The sequence below is a fragment of the Microbacterium sp. MMO-10 genome, from assembly GCF_037148715.1.
GTDB lineage: Bacteria > Actinomycetota > Actinomycetes > Actinomycetales > Microbacteriaceae > Microbacterium.
On the sequence record NZ_JBBCSV010000003.1, the window covers coordinates 197,031 to 212,812 of the forward strand.

At 70.1% G+C, this 15,782-nt stretch carries 18 protein-coding genes; 14 read left to right on the forward strand and 4 right to left on the reverse strand.

The genetic code is table 11. The annotated features are described in order from the left end of the window. The first annotated feature begins 1 nt into the window (after position 1). On the forward strand, positions 2 to 1,102 hold the full coding sequence (locus WFJ17_RS09660) for an ABC transporter substrate-binding protein (protein ID WP_251439286.1): 1,101 nt from the start codon (positions 2 to 4) through the stop codon (positions 1,100 to 1,102). Positions 1,103 to 1,291: 189 nt separating this feature from the next. Here WFJ17_RS09660 and WFJ17_RS09665 read toward each other — a convergent pair whose 3' ends face one another. Next, a complete protein-coding gene (locus WFJ17_RS09665) occupies positions 1,292 to 2,635 on the reverse strand; it encodes an HNH endonuclease (protein ID WP_336648285.1) in 1,344 nt (447 codons plus the stop codon). Between the two features lie 220 nt (positions 2,636 to 2,855). Between WFJ17_RS09665 and WFJ17_RS09670 the strand changes: the two genes are divergently transcribed. The 6 genes from WFJ17_RS09670 to WFJ17_RS09695 all read left to right on the forward strand — a co-directional run bounded on the left by WFJ17_RS09670 (position 2,856) and on the right by WFJ17_RS09695 (position 7,502). Further along, positions 2,856 to 3,929, forward strand: coding sequence for a metallophosphoesterase family protein (locus WFJ17_RS09670; protein ID WP_336648286.1), 1,074 nt, complete (start codon positions 2,856 to 2,858; stop codon positions 3,927 to 3,929). 124 nt (positions 3,930 to 4,053) lie between these two features. Beyond that, positions 4,054 to 4,680 (forward strand): dihydrofolate reductase family protein, encoded by a 627-nt coding sequence (locus WFJ17_RS09675; protein ID WP_251439280.1) that lies wholly within the window; start codon positions 4,054 to 4,056, stop codon positions 4,678 to 4,680. Further along, on the forward strand, positions 4,677 to 5,591 hold the full coding sequence (locus WFJ17_RS09680; RefSeq protein WP_251439278.1) for an NAD-dependent epimerase/dehydratase family protein: 915 nt from the start codon (positions 4,677 to 4,679) through the stop codon (positions 5,589 to 5,591). Before WFJ17_RS09675 ends, WFJ17_RS09680 begins: the two co-directional genes overlap by 4 nt. Positions 5,592 to 5,640: 49 nt before the next feature. Further along, positions 5,641 to 6,243 (forward strand): TetR/AcrR family transcriptional regulator, encoded by a 603-nt coding sequence (locus WFJ17_RS09685; protein ID WP_251439276.1) that lies wholly within the window; start codon positions 5,641 to 5,643, stop codon positions 6,241 to 6,243. After that, a complete protein-coding gene (locus WFJ17_RS09690; RefSeq protein ID WP_336629945.1) occupies positions 6,240 to 6,662 on the forward strand; it encodes a hypothetical protein in 423 nt (140 codons plus the stop codon). Before WFJ17_RS09685 ends, WFJ17_RS09690 begins: the two co-directional genes overlap by 4 nt. Positions 6,663 to 6,668: 6 nt before the next feature. Further along, complete coding sequence (locus tag WFJ17_RS09695; RefSeq protein WP_336648287.1) at positions 6,669 to 7,502, forward strand: AraC family transcriptional regulator; 834 nt, start codon at positions 6,669 to 6,671, stop codon at positions 7,500 to 7,502. A 57-nt stretch (positions 7,503 to 7,559) separates the two neighbouring features. Here the strand turns inward: WFJ17_RS09695 and WFJ17_RS09700 are convergent, their stop codons facing one another. Then, positions 7,560 to 8,930: an MFS transporter gene (locus tag WFJ17_RS09700; protein ID WP_295033927.1), complete on the reverse strand. Its 1,371-nt coding sequence runs from the start codon at positions 8,928 to 8,930 to the stop codon at positions 7,560 to 7,562. 226 nt (positions 8,931 to 9,156) lie between these two features. Here WFJ17_RS09700 and WFJ17_RS09705 point away from each other — a divergent pair, with 226 nt between their 5' ends. The 4 genes from WFJ17_RS09705 to WFJ17_RS09720 all read left to right on the forward strand — a co-directional run bounded on the left by WFJ17_RS09705 (position 9,157) and on the right by WFJ17_RS09720 (position 11,016). Beyond that, positions 9,157 to 9,471, forward strand: a complete 315-nt coding sequence (locus tag WFJ17_RS09705) for a hypothetical protein (protein ID WP_251439268.1) — start codon at positions 9,157 to 9,159, stop codon at positions 9,469 to 9,471. Positions 9,472 to 9,731: 260 nt separating this feature from the next. After that, positions 9,732 to 10,394 (forward strand): response regulator transcription factor, encoded by a 663-nt coding sequence (locus WFJ17_RS09710; RefSeq protein ID WP_292886692.1) that lies wholly within the window; start codon positions 9,732 to 9,734, stop codon positions 10,392 to 10,394. Beyond that, complete coding sequence (locus WFJ17_RS09715; protein WP_336648288.1) at positions 10,391 to 10,681, forward strand: hypothetical protein; 291 nt, start codon at positions 10,391 to 10,393, stop codon at positions 10,679 to 10,681. The genes WFJ17_RS09710 and WFJ17_RS09715 overlap by 4 nt, the downstream gene beginning before the upstream one ends. Positions 10,682 to 10,689: 8 nt before the next feature. Further along, entirely contained in the window at positions 10,690 to 11,016 is a 327-nt protein-coding gene (locus WFJ17_RS09720; protein ID WP_251439263.1) for a DUF7882 family protein, read from the forward strand. Positions 11,017 to 11,052: 36 nt separating this feature from the next. Here WFJ17_RS09720 and WFJ17_RS09725 read toward each other — a convergent pair whose 3' ends face one another. Further along, positions 11,053 to 12,513: a purine-cytosine permease family protein gene (locus WFJ17_RS09725; RefSeq protein ID WP_374208749.1), complete on the reverse strand. Its 1,461-nt coding sequence runs from the start codon at positions 12,511 to 12,513 to the stop codon at positions 11,053 to 11,055. Between the two features lie 263 nt (positions 12,514 to 12,776). On the opposite strand from WFJ17_RS09725, the gene hutC reads away from it, so the two are divergent. After that, complete coding sequence (gene hutC / locus WFJ17_RS09730) at positions 12,777 to 13,556, forward strand: histidine utilization repressor (protein WP_251439262.1); 780 nt, start codon at positions 12,777 to 12,779, stop codon at positions 13,554 to 13,556. Here hutC and WFJ17_RS09735 read toward each other — a convergent pair. Continuing rightward, positions 13,465 to 14,418: an EamA family transporter gene (locus WFJ17_RS09735; protein ID WP_251439261.1), complete on the reverse strand. Its 954-nt coding sequence runs from the start codon at positions 14,416 to 14,418 to the stop codon at positions 13,465 to 13,467. The two genes, hutC and WFJ17_RS09735, sit on opposite strands and share 92 nt — an antisense overlap. Before the next feature lie 39 nt (positions 14,419 to 14,457). Here WFJ17_RS09735 and WFJ17_RS09740 point away from each other — a divergent pair, with 39 nt between their 5' ends. Then, complete coding sequence (locus tag WFJ17_RS09740; protein ID WP_336629949.1) at positions 14,458 to 14,961, forward strand: MarR family winged helix-turn-helix transcriptional regulator; 504 nt, start codon at positions 14,458 to 14,460, stop codon at positions 14,959 to 14,961. 106 nt (positions 14,962 to 15,067) lie between these two features. Next, positions 15,068 to 15,733 carry an organomercurial lyase gene (gene merB / locus WFJ17_RS09745; RefSeq protein ID WP_336648289.1) on the forward strand — a complete coding sequence of 222 codons (666 nt, stop codon included), beginning with the start codon at positions 15,068 to 15,070 and terminating at the stop codon, positions 15,731 to 15,733. Positions 15,734 to 15,782: the final 49 nt, after the last annotated feature.

Genomic DNA, 15,782 nt, shown 5'->3' on the forward strand with positions numbered 1-15,782 from the left:
CATGAACAAGCGCGGCATCGTCGCCGTCGCGGCGGCCGGAGCACTGGCGCTCGGCCTCGCAGCCTGCAGCGGCGGAGCGTCCGGATCTTCCGGATCCAGCACCGCCGGAGCGAATGGCTCCTCGCCCGAGACCGTGAAGATCATGGTCGGCGGCATCGACAAGCAGATCTATCTGCCCTACAAGCTGGCCGACCAGCTCGGCTTCTACAAGAAGTTCGGGGTGAACGTCGAGCTCTCCACCGAGCAGAACGGCGGCGTCGGCGCGGAGGACGCGATGATCTCGGGCCAGGTCGACTTCGCGGGAGCGTGGTACAACCACACCATCGAGCTGCAGCCCAAGGGCAAGGAGGTCATCGACGTCGTACAGCTGAGCGGTGCGCCGGGCGAGCGCCTCATGTGCACCGCCAAGAGCGGCGTGAAGAGCCCCTCCGACATCAAGGGCAAGAACATGGGCGTCACGGATCTCGGATCCGGCACCGACAAGCTCACCCAGTTCATCGCGCACAAGGGCGGGCTGTCCACGAGCGACTACCAGACGGTCGCCGTGCACGCCGGTGCGACGGCGATCGCGGCCCTCACGCAGGGCTCCGCGGACTGCGCGATGACCACGCAGCCGACCGTGACCGCGCTCACCACGCAGAAGGTCGCCGACACCGTCGTCGACCTGGCCACCACCGAGGGCGCGCAGAAGGCGCTCGGCGGCGCATGGCCAGCCGCGGGCCTGCTCGGCCGCAGCGACTGGGTGAACAAGCACAAGGACGCCACGCAGCGCGTCGTGAACGCCCTGGTCGCCACGATGCACTGGATCGACGAGCACTCCGCAGGCGACATCGCGAACAAGCTGCCCGCCGAGTACGTGAACAACTCCACCATCACCAAGGACCAGTACATCGCCGGTCTCACGACCGACAAGGGCCAGTTCCTGCCCGACGGGATCATGCCCGCCGGCGGTCCCAAGACGGTGCTGGACATGGAGAAGCAGCTGGGCCTGGACACGTCCAAGGTCGACCTGAGCAAGACGTTCACGAACGACTACGCGCAGAAGGCCAACGCGGACGCCGGCACGAAGGTGACGACCAAGGCGGCCGGATCCGACGGCTGAGCGGATCCGCTCCCGCCTCTCGGCGGTCGAAGATGCCGGGTGCTCCTCACGGGGCGCCCGGCATCCTCGCGCCGGGCCTCGACCACACGCCCGCCTTCCGACGGCTTGATCCGGCCCCGCTCCCGGCACGATGGCATCATGCCCGCCGGCGGCCCCCGCACGATGCGGGACTCACGCCGTGCCCGCGGGTCAGGCGAGGATCTCGGAGCGGGCTCTCCCGCCGAGCCGGGGCGTGCGCAGCGGGTCCGTCGACGGGGGCGGAAGGAACCACACCTTCGCTCTCACGCCGGCGCCCTCGATGCGGATGTCCCAGCCGTTGTCGTGGATCAGGTGATGGCACGTCTCGCAGAGCAGCACCCCGTTCTCAAGGTCGGTGCCGCCGTGGTCGCGAGCCCACCACTCGATGTGATGTGCTTTCGTCATTCCGGGCGGCAGCCCGCAGAACGCGCATCCGCCGTCCCGCTCGGCGAGGGCGGTGCGCTGGGCCGCCGTGAAGAACCGCTGCTTGCGGCCCCAGTCGAGCACCTCGCCCTTCGAGCCGCAGACCCAGGGGATGACGCCGCCGCCCGCAGCCATGCGCCGCACGGTCGTGGCGCTCACGGGCTGGTCGATGCCGTCGATGAGACCGTGGCCGGTGCCGTTCATGAGATCGTCGAGTCCGATACGCACGACGACCGTGGCGCCGTGGAGGGAAGCGGTGCTTTCGCAGGTCAGGGCGTGCTCCGCGAGGTGCACGAGGGCGTCGGCCTGGATCGCGGCGACGCTGCGTCGGTCGGCCTCGGGGGCGGAGCGATCGCGTCCGTCGCGCTTCGCGGCGAACTCCGCCGACATGAAGCCCTGGATGGCGGCCTTGACCGGGGCGCCGCGCGCGGGGTCCAGCGTCGCGCTGATGTGGAGCATCCCCTCGCGCTCGAACATCGACAGCGACGCCCTCGCCCGCAGTTCGTCCTCGCGCGGCGCGACCCCATCCGGATCGAGGTGCGCCTCGAGTCGCGTGATCATCCGTCGGACGTCGTCGTGCGAAAGCCCGGGTGCGCGCTCCGTGAGCACCCGTTCGGCCTCGGCGGTGCGGGTCTCGTCGACGGTGAGCCGGATCCTCTCCAGGAACACGATGATCGCGCTCGCGGCCGCCGCGCTCAGCCGCCCTTCGCGCATCGCGGCCTGCACCAGCGGGAACCGCGAGGGGCGGGGTTCGCCGAGGAGGTTCGTCCGCGGCGCGATCGCCTCGCCGACTTTGACGAGCCGCGCCGCTTCGCCCGTGGAGGCCCCGGTCGTGGTGGCGATCAGCTGTGACGCGGTGCGGAAGCCCTGCTGCTTGGCGAGCGACTGCGGGCCGAGCTCGGGGCGGGACTCGTAGGAGATCCGGCTGCCGACGTCGGACTGCAGCCCCTCGGAGATGCGCTTCACGAGGCCCAGCGCCTCGGTGACGGCGAGCAGCTGGGGGCGCGAGAGGTCGGCGGAGGTCGGAGCGGCACCCCACGCCTGCTGGAGGCGTCGGGTCGCCTCCCGCAGGGGATCGAGTGTGCTGCTCATCCCACGATTCTATCGAGTCGTCGAAGATAGCTTCGAAGTTATCCACAGGTGGCGATCGTCGTCCGAGCCCGCGGATCCGGCCCAGTGCGCACACTCGGCGCGGGGATTCCGCCCGGGAGGCGGTCCGAAGCGGCGACGTCGTCTCCTGTTCACCTCTCGTTCGGCCGGCTTTGCTGGCCTCGGGATCCGACAGGCGTTTCCGCGACAGCAAAGGACCCCCATGATCTCTCGACGTTCGCTCATCACCTCGACGGCCACGGCCGGCGCCCTCCTCGCCGCGAACGCCGCCTTCACCGCGGTGCCGGCCGCCGCGGTGGTCCCCGCGGGCAACGGCAAGGGCAACAACGGCAACGGGAAGGGCAACGGCGGCCCGAACGGCCGCATCACCTCCTTCACCGTCATCAGCGACATCCAGGGCGACCTGAACGACTTCGCCCGGGCCCTGCAGGACATCGCGGAGATCAACCCGGGCAGCGCCGGGATGGCGATCGCCGGCGACATCACGCCCCGCGGCTACGACTTCGAGTACGCGCAGGTGAGCAAGGTGCTCGACGCCAACCCGAAGCCGTCGACGCTGGCCTGGGCGATCGGCAACCACGAGTTCTACGTGCCCAAGTACTCCGACCCGAACACGCTCGCCCAGGCGACCTGGCCGAACGGCGCGACCGAGGACTCCCTGTTCAAGAGCTTCTACACCTTCGCCGGTCGCAACACGATCTACAACGAGCAGCTGTTCGGAGACGTGCCGGTGCTCATGATCGGCACGGAGAAGTACATGCACTACCACGACGCCACTCTCTGGGACGAGGTCTGGATGAGTGATGCCCAGTTCGCCTGGCTCGAGGACCGCCTGTGGTACTGGCGCGGACGCAACCGTCCGGTCATGGTGATCAGCCACCACCCGCTGCCGAACACGGTGTCCGGCTCGCGGAACAAGCTCTACATGTCGGACTACCTGCAGACCGACCGGCTGCTGGGGCTGCTGGGTCGTCACCCCGACGTCTTCCTGTTCACCGGTCACACGCACTGGGATCTGAACCTGTCGGACTGGTACGCCCGGCGCGTCGTTGCTGGCACCGGCAACCTCGACGGCTTCAACGTCATCAACACGGGCGCGATCCAGACGGGCTGGACCGACAACGGCGCCGGCGGCGAGAGCGTCGTCCCGGGCGACTTCAACCAGGGTCTGCAGGTCGAGGTCGGATTCGACCGCGTGACGATCAAGGCGCGCGACTTCGGCCGGAAGCAGTGGATCAAGCAGATCCAGATCCCGCTCTCCGGCCAGTGGTCCTGACGCGGGGGTGAGGCGCCCGGGCGACTCCCTCGGATCGCTCGGGTGCTCCTGATGCGCGTTCTGTTCAATCCCGGAGCCGCGACCATCCGTACCGTCGGAGTCATCCACGAGCGGAGGTTCGGTCATGAGCAAGGTCATCTGCGGTCTGTCGGTCTCGGTCGACGGGTTCATCACGGGGCGGGATCCGCGACCGGGGCACGGGCTCGGCGACGGCGGTGTGCTGTTCGACTGGTACGGCAGCGGAGACGTGCCGAGCAGGGTGTTCGCCGGCTTCCGGCTGTCGGCGCCGAGCGTGCGAGTGTTCGACGAGCTGGCGTCGCGTGTCGGCGCGAGCCTGGCGGGGCACACCACCTACGCCGATTCCGACGACTTCGCCGGAGGAGCACCGCACCCCACTGCTCCGCTCGTGGTGCTGTCGCACGAGTCGTTCCCGCCGGCGAACGAGCGTCAGACGATCGTCAGCACGGGCCTCGCCGATGCGGTCGAGGAAGCCAGGCGCCTGGCCGACGGCAAGGATGTGGGGCTCATGGGCGGCGTCCTGGTCACCGAAGCGCTCAAAGCCGGGCTGGTCGACGAGCTCATCCTGCACCAGGTGCCTGTGCTGCTGGGTTCCGGACGCCGCTTCTTCCACGAACTTCCGCGGCACATCGCACTGCGGATCCACGACGTGGTGTCCGCGCCCGACGTCACGCACCTGCACTACCTCGTCGAGAACGCCGGACGCACCATGACGCAGGAGGACGCGCGATGATCCTCGTCACCGGAGGCCTCGGCATGATCGGCGCGCACACCGCGGCCGCGCTCGTCGACCGCGGCGAGGAGGTGGTGGTCACGGCGCATCGGCGCACGGACGTGCCCGCGTTCCTCGTCGACCGTGTCGCCATCGAGACCGTGGACGTGGCCGACCGTGAAGCGTTCCTCGCGCTCGGCGACCGGCACGACATCGGCGGCATCGTGCACCTGGCCGGCAGCATCCCCGAAGCGGATCCGATCCCGTACTTCCGGCGTGACTCCGCGGGGCTGTTCACCGCACTCGAGGCCGCGCGGACCTGGGGGGTCGACCGATTCGCCGTGGCGGGCAGCATCAGTTCCTACGAGGGGCGCGACGAGCGGCCGTGGACCGAGGATCTCGCCCTGCCGCTCGCGGTGCCACCGCACCCGATCGCCGCCTTCAAGAAGGCGGTCGAGCCGCTGACGCTGTCGGCGCTCGCCGGCACCGCCGTGCAGCCGGTGCTGCTGCGGATCGGCAGCACCTGGGGTCCGTTGATGGATCCGGAGTCTCCGTTCAACCCCGTGCCGGGGACCGTGAGCGCCGTGCTGCGTGGGGAGCGCCCTCGCCCGCTGCCGGCCCGCGGCGGCGACTTCGGCTACGCGCCGGACTCCGGTCGCGCGATCGCCCTGCTCATGACCGCGCCTGTGCTCGCGCATCTCGCGTACAACGTGTCGAGCGGGGTGCCGTTCACCGCGGCTCAGCTCATCGACGCGCTCGACGCCGCGCTGCCCGGATCCGGGATCGCGCTGACGCCGGACGCGGACCCGGCTGGCGAGGGGCCGTACCTCGACATCGCGCGACTGCGGGCGGAGACGGGGTTCGCTCCGGCGTTCGACGTGGCCGGCGCCGTGGCGCACTACGTGGATTGGCGTCGCGAGAACCCGCGGTAGTGCTCCGGAGGGGCTTGCCATATTTACTCAGTTAAGTAATTATGAGGACATGACTCCGACGCGCAGCTATCGCACGACCCAGGAGCGCCGCACCGAGATCGTCGAGGCGACGGTCCGGGTGCTCGCGGAGCAGGGCTTCGCGAGTGCATCCTTCGCCCGGATCCGCGAGACGGCAGGGCTCAGCAGCACGCGCATGATCTCGTACCACTTCGCCGACAAGGCGGCGCTCATGGCCGCGCTCGTCGAGCACGTGGTCCAGCGGGCCGCGCTCGTCATGGTCCCCGCCATGGAGGCCGAACCGACGTGGGCGGGCAAGCTCACGGCGTACCTGAGGGCCAATCTGCGCTTCCTCGCCGACAACCGGCTCTCGGCCCGCGCCGTGATCGAGGTCATCCGCAACGCCCCTCGCGCCGACAACGATCTGCGCGAGGACACCTCGGCGCTGCTGCTCTCCGTGCTCCTGACGCACGGGCAGGCGGCGGGCGAGTTCCGCGCCTTCGACCCCCTTGTGGTGGCGCGCTCGATCCGCGCGACCATCGACGCGTTCGCCATGACCATGCCGTCGGACGAGGCCGCCACCGCGACGGCGATCGAGGAGATCGTCGCCCTGTACCAGAGGGCCACCCGCCCGGAAGAAGGAGTCCGATCATGACCCTGTCCATCGACCGTCGCGCGGCGGTGCGCCCGGCGCTCGACACCGTGCGCCGGCTGTGGTGGCTGTGCGCCGCGGTGTCGCTGATCGCGCTGGCCGCCGCCGCGGTTCTCGCCGTCGTCGACCCCGCCGAGGTGAACTGGGTCGTGTGGCTGCGCGGCTCGGTCGTCGCGGTGGCGAGCCTCGTGTTCGTCGTGGTGACGAGAGCGGTGGCGCGCGGGAGCCGTCGCGCCTTCACGAGGATGCGATGGATCTCGATCCTCGCGCCGATCGGCATCGGCCTGATCATCGTCTCGCCGGATTCGGGCTATCCGCTCTGGATGAAGATCGAGCAGGGACTCATCGGGGTCCTCATCGTCGTGATCGCGGTGCTGTTGAACAGCCGGCAGATGCGGGCCGCCTTCCCCAAGGAGAGCTGAGGCGAGATGGCCGACACATACCGCGAGCGGCAGCCGAGTGCGGCGCTGGCCGGCATGGTGCGCACGGTCTGGGTGCAGCGCGTCGGCGACGAGCCCGTCATCCACCGTCACCTGCCCACCGGCGGCATGGAGATCCATGTGGTGGTGGGAGGGGGCGCGCGGGTGTTCGGCCCGCTCACCCGGCATCGACTCGAGGCCATCCCGTCGCGCACCACGATCCTCGGGGTGCGCTTCCGTCCGGGTGGCGCGCCGCCGCTGCCGATGCCGTTCGAGGAGCTGGTCGACCGGAGCGTGCCTCTCGTGGAGGTCTGGGGAGGCCTCGCGGAGCGCCTTCTCGACGACGTCGCAGCGGTCGGCGCCGCCGAGCGCGGGATCGGACTGCTCGAGGCGTTCCTGATGCAGCGATTCCGGGTGGGGAGGGCGGCCGATCCCCTGCTGCGCGCCGCAGTCGAAGCGCTCATGCCCTGGCGTCCCGTCGAGGTCGGCGCGGTCGCCGCGGACGTGGGGCTGTCGGAGAGTCAACTGCGGCGGCGCTCGCTGAGCGCGGTCGGACTCAGCCCCAAGGTGCTGCAGCGCACGCTGCGATTCCAGGGATTCCTCGCCCTCGCTCAGGCCGGCGCGACTTCCCGTGCGCGGGTCGGCGCCGACGGGATCGCGGGGCTGGCCGTGGATGCAGGGTATGCGGACCAGGCGCACCTGAGCCGCGAGTGCCTGCGCCTGACCGGCCAGACGCCCAAGGAACTCCTGCACGGCGACGTCGAGCGCTGCGCCTGCGGGCACGATCATTCCGCGTCGTACCGCCCGTTCCTCGCGGGGCGGACCCGTGCGCCGGGAATCTGAGTTCCGAAGGGCGGGGCTGTCGCCGCCGCAGCGTCGACAGCCCCGCCGGCTGTTTCGTCAGCGCTGCCGGACGGCGTCCTCCGCGGAAGAGGAGGTGGGGGCCAGGCGCGACCGGTCCTCCGCGTCGAGCGCGCGCAGATCCGCCCCCTTCGTCTCGCGGGCCGCGGCCACGGCGATGAGCGTGATCGCGCAGGCGATCGCCACGTAGATCGCGACCGGGACGCTCGAGCCGTACTGTGCGAGCAGGCTGGTCGCGATGATCGGGGCCAGCGAACCGGCGAAGATCGACGTGACCTGGTAGCCGAGGCTGACGCCCGAGTACCGCATCCGCGTCGGGAACATCTCCGCCATGATCGCGGGCTGCCCCGCGTACATCGCCGCGTGGAAGACGAGGCCGAGGGCGATGGCCGCCCAGATGACGACGGGGTTGCCGGTGTTCATCATCGGGAAGGCGAAGAAGCCCCACGCGGCGCCGAGGATCGCGCCGACCGCGTAGACGGGCTTGCGGCCCCAGCGGTCGGACAGCCGTCCGAACAGCGGGATCACGAGGAAGTGCACCACGTGGGCGCCGGCGAGGATGAGCAGCGTCGCCGACGTCGCCTCCTTGACGGACTGGGTGAGGTACACGATCGAGAAGGTGACGACCACGTAGTAGAGGATGTTCTCCGCGACGCGCAGGCCCATCGCGACGAGCACGCCGCGCGGGTAGCGGCGCACGACCTCGAGCGGACCGAAGCTCTTCGAGGCCTCCTGCTCCTGCGCCTGCTTCATCTCCAGGAAGATCGGCGCCTCGGTGACCTTGGTGCGGATGTACCAGCCGATGAGCACGATCACGGCGGACAGCCAGAACGCGATCCGCCAGCCCCACCCCAGGAACGCGTCCTGCGGCAGCGTCGCGGACAGGGCGAAGAGCACGAGCGTGGCGAGCAGGTTGCCGACCGGGACGGCCGCCTGCGGCCAGCTCGCCCAGAATCCGCGCCGCTCGCGGGGGCTGTGCTCGGCGACGAGCAGCACGGCGCCGCCCCATTCCCCGCCGATCGCGAAGCCCTGGGCGAAGCGGAGCAGCACCAGCAGGACCGGCGCGAGATACCCGACCTGGGCGAATCCGGGCAGGCAGCCGATGAGGAAGGTCGCGGCGCCGATGATCAGGATGCTGGCCTGCAGGAGCTTCTTGCGCCCGTACCTGTCGCCGAGGTGCCCGAACACGAGCCCCCCGAGCGGGCGGGCGATGAAGCCGATCGCGTAGGTGACGAAGGCGGCGATGATGCCGCTGAACGGGTCGTCCGAGGGCGGGAAGAAGACGGCGCCGAGCACGAGCGTCGACGCCGACGCGTAGAGGAAGAACTCGTACCACTCGACGACCGTGCCCGCCATCGAGGCGGCCACGACTCGGCGCAGGCCGGAGGGGGATGCTGTGTCGTACGCCATGTGTGCTCCTTTGCACGTCCTGTTCGGCTGTCGACTCCCCAGCCTGAACGGAACACCGCACTGCGGCAATGACCATTTGCGGCGAACGCGATGTGCGAAAACGCACAGCGCACGCTGCGCGGAGACGAGGCGCGCACGACGGAGATGCGATATCACCCTTCGGGGTGAAGACACCGCGCCGCCCGCTCCGTACCGTGAAGGCGGGGGAGCGGACGGAGGCGGACGCATGGACGGGCTTCAGGACGGCGCGGAGTCGCGCCGGGACGCATCGGCGGGGCCGCGCCGGATCGCGCGTCCGCGAGCGGAGTTCGTCCGCGCGGGCGGGCGGCCGTGGAGCGAGATGACGATCCGCGACCTCATCATCGAGCTCGGCAGGGTGGAGGACGCGCTCGGGAGCCGGGCGACGGCGGACGACCGCGATGGCCCGCGCCGGTACCTGACCCGTCGGGAGGCGCTGATCCTCGAGGAACTGCATCGACGGAGGTCTCCGGATCCGTCTCCGGTCGTCTCCGGAGAGAGCGCGGCGGCGGCATCCGCGTGACCCGGCGGGCCGCGTGATTTCACCCCTAGGGGTGAAGACGGCAGTCCCGCCCGCTGGTTAGCGTGGGGAGCGGAGCAAGGGCGCGTCGGCGTCGCACGCGGCGCAGGGCGCCGGCGACGCATCGCCCGACGACGGAAACGTCTGCCGTGCGAGCAGATGACGACAGGGAAGGGGTTGCGCGAATCATGACCTCTCCCGTGCCCGTGGTCCCTACACTTCTCGCAGGATCGCCGGTCCCCCCGGCCGATGGAGGAGTTCCGATGCTGCGAGTCGCCCTGGTGAATGACTACGAGGTGGTCGTGCGCGGCCTGGCCGCGATGCTGCGCGCCTATCGCGACGTGATCCAGGTCGTGGAGCTGGACCTGAACAAGCCCGTCACCCAGCAGGTCGACGTCGCCCTCTACGACACCTTCGCGTCCACGCAGGGCGACCGCTCCGACGTGCACGACCTGGCCGCGAATCCGCGGGTCGGGCGCGTGGTCGTCTATTCCTGGGTCCTCGACGAGGGGCTGATCCGCGCCGCGATCGAGAACGGCGCGGGCGGATACGTGTCCAAGGGCATCCCCGCGCGGCAGCTCGTCACCGCTCTGCAAGAGATCTGCGCCGGTGGTTCTCAGGTGTGGGTCGACACCCAGGGCAAGCCGGCCGTCACCGCCGGGGACTGGCCCGGCCGCGAGGAGGGCCTTACGGTACGGGAGGCCGAGGTCCTCGCCCTGATCACGCAGGGCCTGTCGAACGCCGAGATCGCGGATCGCACGCATCTGTCGGTCAACTCGGTCAAGACCTACATCCGCTCCGCCTATCGCCGCATCGGCGTGCGCTCGCGCACGGAGGCCGTGCTCTGGGGCGTCGAGCACGGATTCCGGCCCGACCGGCTCCGGGTGCGCGGCCCGCAGCTCCCCGAAGACGGAAGCGGCACATGACGCCGGAGGAGCGCTTCGAACTGCGGCAGGTCGCCGTCAACGAGTGGAGCATCAGCGACCACAGCTACGACGCGCACGACGAGCGCTGCGTGGTCGCGTGCATCTGGTGGGTCGCGCTCGACGAGTGCGAGGTCAGCTGGATGGTCGAGCTCGGACTCCCCACCCGATACCCGAGCCCGGCGAACGTCATCGAAGACCTTCGCCTGCTGGTGCCGCGCCGCACCAAGCCCATCCCGATCGCCCATTTCGCGCCGCCGACGACGCGGCCGACCCCAGATCCCGGATAGGCGGACCCATGGGAACCATCTACTACGGCGGATCCGAATCCCCGATCCACATCGAGGACCGCGTGCTCGCCCACCTGAAAGTCGTGATCACGACGAAGCTGCGCCGTGGCGAGAGCCTCACCGTGTCCTGGGCGCATCCCGGCGATCAGTCCCCGGGACGCAGCTCGATCTGGCTCAACCCGGCGGTCCCGCTGAGGTTCGTCTTCGAGGAGGCGGAGGGGCCGGAGCTGGACAGGAGGATCCTCACGGAGCTGGCGGACGCCGCGAACTCGGCCGGGGGGATCCGCCTGAGCGCCGAGGACGTCGGGCCGCGCACCTGCTCCCCGCGGTCCTGAGGCGCGGCAGCACGCCCGCCCCTGAGGCGGCGAACCTCACGGCCGCGGGTGCTCATCGATGCGGAGGTCCTCCATCTGTGCGTCCGTCGGATAGATCATGTGCGCCGGGGGGCGGTTCGTGCGCTTGCCGACGACGTAGTACAGCACCGAGGTCACCGCGAGTCCCACGAGCCAGGAGATGTCGGCACCGCCGAGCAGTTCCGTGATCGGTCCCGTGTAGAGCGTCTGCGCGAGGAACGGGATCTGCACGACGACCCCGGCTGCATAGACCGCCAGGGCGGGCCAGTTCCACGCCCCGTAGCGTCCCTTCGCGTCGTACAGCGCCGGGATGTCGATCCGTTCCTTCGAGATCAGGTAGTAGTCGACGAGGTTGATCGCCGACCACGGGATGAACACCATCAGCAGGAGCAGCACGAAGTTGCGGAAGAAGGCGAGGAACTCGGCACTGGCGGCCAGGGCGACGATCATCGACAGCAGGATGAACCCGACGATGTACAGCGCGCGGGCGAGGGTGGAGATGCGGGTCCGGCCGCGGAAGGCGGTCACCGTGGTCAGCGTGGACATGAATCCGCCGTACGCGTTCAGGGTGTTGACCGCGAGCTTTCCGCAGACGATCACCAGGTACAGCACGATCGCGATCGCGGCCGGGCCGGCGAGCTCGCCGATGAATCCGACCTGGTTGCCGAGGAACGCGTCGCCCGCGACGGCGGCGACGAGGGCGCCGAGGGTCATCGACCACTGCGAGCCGATCACGCTGCCGGTGAACGTCGCCCAGAACGTGGTGGACTCGCTGGTCGAACGCGGCAGGTACCGGGAGTAGTCGGCGACGTACGGTCCGAACGTGAGCTGCCAGCCGGCGCCGAGCGAGATCGCGAGCAGGAACGTCGCCCATTCGAAGGGCTTGAGGTTGACGTGCGCGGCGACGTCGTAGGTGAGGAACAGGCGGATCAGCAGGTAGGTGAACCCGATGATGCCCGCGACGGTCGCGATGCGGCCGACGACGTGGATGAGGCGGTACCCGAAGATCGCGACGATCGCGGTGAGCACTCCGAAGACGATGATCCCGACGGCGGGGGCGTCCACGCCGAGGATGAGGTTGATCGCCTGTCCGGTGAGCACGGTGCCGGTGGCCGCGAACCCGAGGTACATCAGGATCACGAGGACCAGGGGGACGGCGGCGCCGCGGACGCCGAACTGGGCCCGGCTGGAGATCATCTGGGGCAGGCCCATGCGCGGTCCCTGCGCCGCGTGCAGCGCCATCACGACGCCGCCGGCGAGGTTGCCGATCAGCAGCCCGATGATGGCCCAGAGCGCGTCGGCGCCGAAGACCACGGCGAGGGCGCCGTCGACGATCGCGGTGATCTGCATGTTCGCGCCGAACCACAGGGTGAACTGGCTGCGCGGCGAACCGTGCCGCTCGGCGTCCGGCACGACGTCGATCGTGCGCGTCTCGACGGCGAGCATCTGCGTGGTCGGGGTGGGTTCGTTCTCGCTCACGGGAAGGGGATCCTCTCGGGTTTCGTCGGGGCGGGTCGACGATGACCGCGCCGGGTGCTTCTCAGGGATGGTGCTCGGGCCGGCCGCCCGGGGGCGGCAGACGGGGCCGGAGGCGAGAAGAACGTCTCTCCTTCGGGACCGTAGTTGTATAGTGCGGTATATACAGGTCTCTGTCAAGAGGTGGACGCGCGAACCCGCCAGTAGAATCCGGGGGAGCAGCAGCTCGTCCCCGGAGGAGAAGCGACAGACGAAGGAGGTCTCCCGTGCCGCAGGTCGATATCCAGGATCTCGTCGGCGCCTACGCGGCCTCCGTCGGAGACGGCGCACCCGCGTATGAGCGGATCAAGCGCGCGATCCGGAGTCGCATCGAGGTCGGCGAGTGGCAGGAGGGGGATCAGCTCCCGTCCGAGAGCCAGCTCGTCGCCGCTCTCGGCCTGTCCCGGATGACCATCAACCGCGCGCTGCGCGAGCTGGCCGCCGACGGCGTGATCTTCCGCAACATGGGCGTCGGCAGCTTCGTGGCCTCGGTGAAGGCCACCTCGCCGCTGTTCGACGTGATGAACATCGCCGAGGAGGTGCAGGGCCGGGGCCACCGGCACAGCACCAGGGTCGTCCTGCTGGAGCGGGAGGCGAACCCCGTCGCGCGGCACCTCTCCGAGGACTTCTCGGGCGAGTACGTCTTCCACTCCGTCATCGTTCACTACGAGGACGATGTCCCCATCCAGCTCGAGGACCGCATCGTCGGACCGCTGCTCGCCCCCGACTACCTGGAGCAGGACTTCGCCAGGATCACGCCCAACGACTATCTGTCCCGCGTCGCTCCGATGACGCGCGGCGAGCACATCGTCGAGGCGGTCCTCCCGACGGTGGAGGAGAGCGACCTGCTCGAGCTCGGGCCGATGGAGCCGTGCCTGCAGATCCGGCGCCGGACCTGGTCCGCCGGAGGGCTGGTCAGCATCGCCCGTCTCGTGCAGCCCGGATCCCGGAGCCGCCTCGAAGGATCCTTCGGGCGGGATCGTCCGACCCGCGTCGTCCGCGGCTGACGCTCCGTCGCGCCGTGACCCCGTCGAGCACGAGGGGTGCGGCGATGCCGAGCAGGACCAGCGCGAGACCCGCGAGCTGTCGTCCCGCCAGGATCTCCCCTGCCACGAGTACGCCGAGGAGCACGCCCGTGACCGGGTTGAGCAGGCCGATGAGGCCGACCGTGCCGGAGGGCAGGTGCTTCAGGGCGGCGAACCACGCGACGTTGGCGAGGGCGGTCGCGACCAGGGTGAGGTAGCCGTAGGCTGCGAGCCCCGCACCGTCGACCACCGGGGGCGGTCCCTCGACGAGCACCGCGAACGGGATGAGCGCGAGACCGCCGAACACGAGCTGCCAGGCCGTGGAGGGGAGGATCCCGACCTCGCCGTTCCAGCGCTTGGCGAGGATGAATCCGATCGAGGACATGGCCATCGCGGCGATGGAGGCGATCACGCCCCGCGGGTCGACCGAGGTCGTGGTACCGAGCAGCATGAGCGCGACGCCGCCGATGCCGACGAGCGCGCCGAGCAGCCGCAGGATCCCCGGGCGCTCGCGCAGGATCGCCCATGCCGCGAGGGCGATCGCGACCGATGAGGTCGCCATGATCGTCGCGGCGATGCTCGTCGGCAGCAGCTGCGCCGCGGCGTAGACGAGCACGAAGAACGCGCCGACGTTGAGGGTGCCGAGCACTGCGGACTTCCACCACCAGGAGCCCCGGGGAAGCCGGCGGACCAGTGCCAGCAGCACGAGTCCGGCGGGCAGGGCGCGGATGGCCGCTCCCCAGACCGGGGCGTCCGGCAGCCACTCGCGGGTCACGAAGTAGGTGCTCCCCCAGGCGATCGGCGCGATCGTCGCGATGAGGAGCCATCTCCGATTAGTTTCCATGGAAGACACTATAGCTTCCTCGGAAGATATAGTGAAGAGGTGACGGACATCGACGATCAGGTGGCGCGGATCCAGCAGGCGTGGCGACGGGAGCGGCCCGACCTCGACGTGACCCCGATCGGCACGATCGGGCGCCTGCACCGCCTGGCCCTGGCGCTGACCGAGGAGCTGGTCGCGGTCTACCGCGCGCACGGACTCTCGGAGGGCGACTTCGATGTGCTCGCCGCCCTGCGCCGCACCGGTGAGCCGTTCGAGGCGAGCCCCAGCGACCTCGCCGCATCGACGATGGTGACGAGCGGCGGCATGTCCAAGCGGCTCGACCGCCTCGAAGGCGCGGGGCTGGTGACCCGCCGGGTCGGATCCGGCGACGCGCGGGGCAGGGTCGTGGCGCTCACGGAGGCCGGTCGGCGGCTGATCGACGACGCCTTCGCGGACCATGTCGCGAACGAGCAGCGGCTGCTGTCGATGGTGCCGGCGGCCGAGCGTCGGGCGCTGGAGGCGACGCTCGCAGGCTGGCTCGCGCACTTCGAGGGATCGGTCTGAGGCGCATCCTCGGGAAGCGGCGCATACTGTGAAGAGTTCCCCGCAGGCCCGTGGCCCCGCGGCCGTGGCCCGGTGTCGATGCGGGGTTTCGAAAGGGGGTTCGTCGATGGAGATCGATCTCGAAGGACTGCGGGTCCGGCTGTACCGGCAGCTGGTCGACGAGGGGCGTGTCGCGACGAGCGCGCAGACCGCGGCGGAGGAGGGGATCACCGCCGCGGAGGCCGCGGACGCCTTCCGGGCCCTCGCGGCGAACCGGCACATCGTGCTGGACGAGGGCGGCGACATCGTGCTCGCCCATCCGTTCGCGACGCGCGACTTCGGCTTCTCCGTGAAGAGCGACCGGGTGCTGTGGTGGGGCGGGTGCGCCTGGGACTCGTTCGCGATCCCGCACCTCGTGCCCGGCGCCTCACCCGTCCTCGTGGCTACGACCTGCCCGAACTGCGGGACCGCGCACGCCTGGAACGTCTCGTCCGCGGAACCGCCGGCGGGGGATCAGGTGGCGCACTTCCTCGTGCCGATCGCGCACGTATGGGACGACGTCGTGCACGCCTGCGAGAGCCAGAGGATCTTCTGTGACGAGCGCTGCGTCGAGGAGTGGCTGCGCACGAACGCCCTCCACCCGGGGGTGGTCTTCGATCTGGAGACGCTGTGGCGCCTCGCCTCCGACTGGTACTCCGGCCGGCTCGACCGCGGCTACCGCCGCCGCGAGCCCGTCGAAGCGGCGGAGTACTTCCGCGGCGCGGGCCTGACCGGCCCGTTCTGGGGGAGCTGAGGGTTCGGGGGCCGCTCCGGATCGGTGAGCTTTCGATTCAGAGTTCACC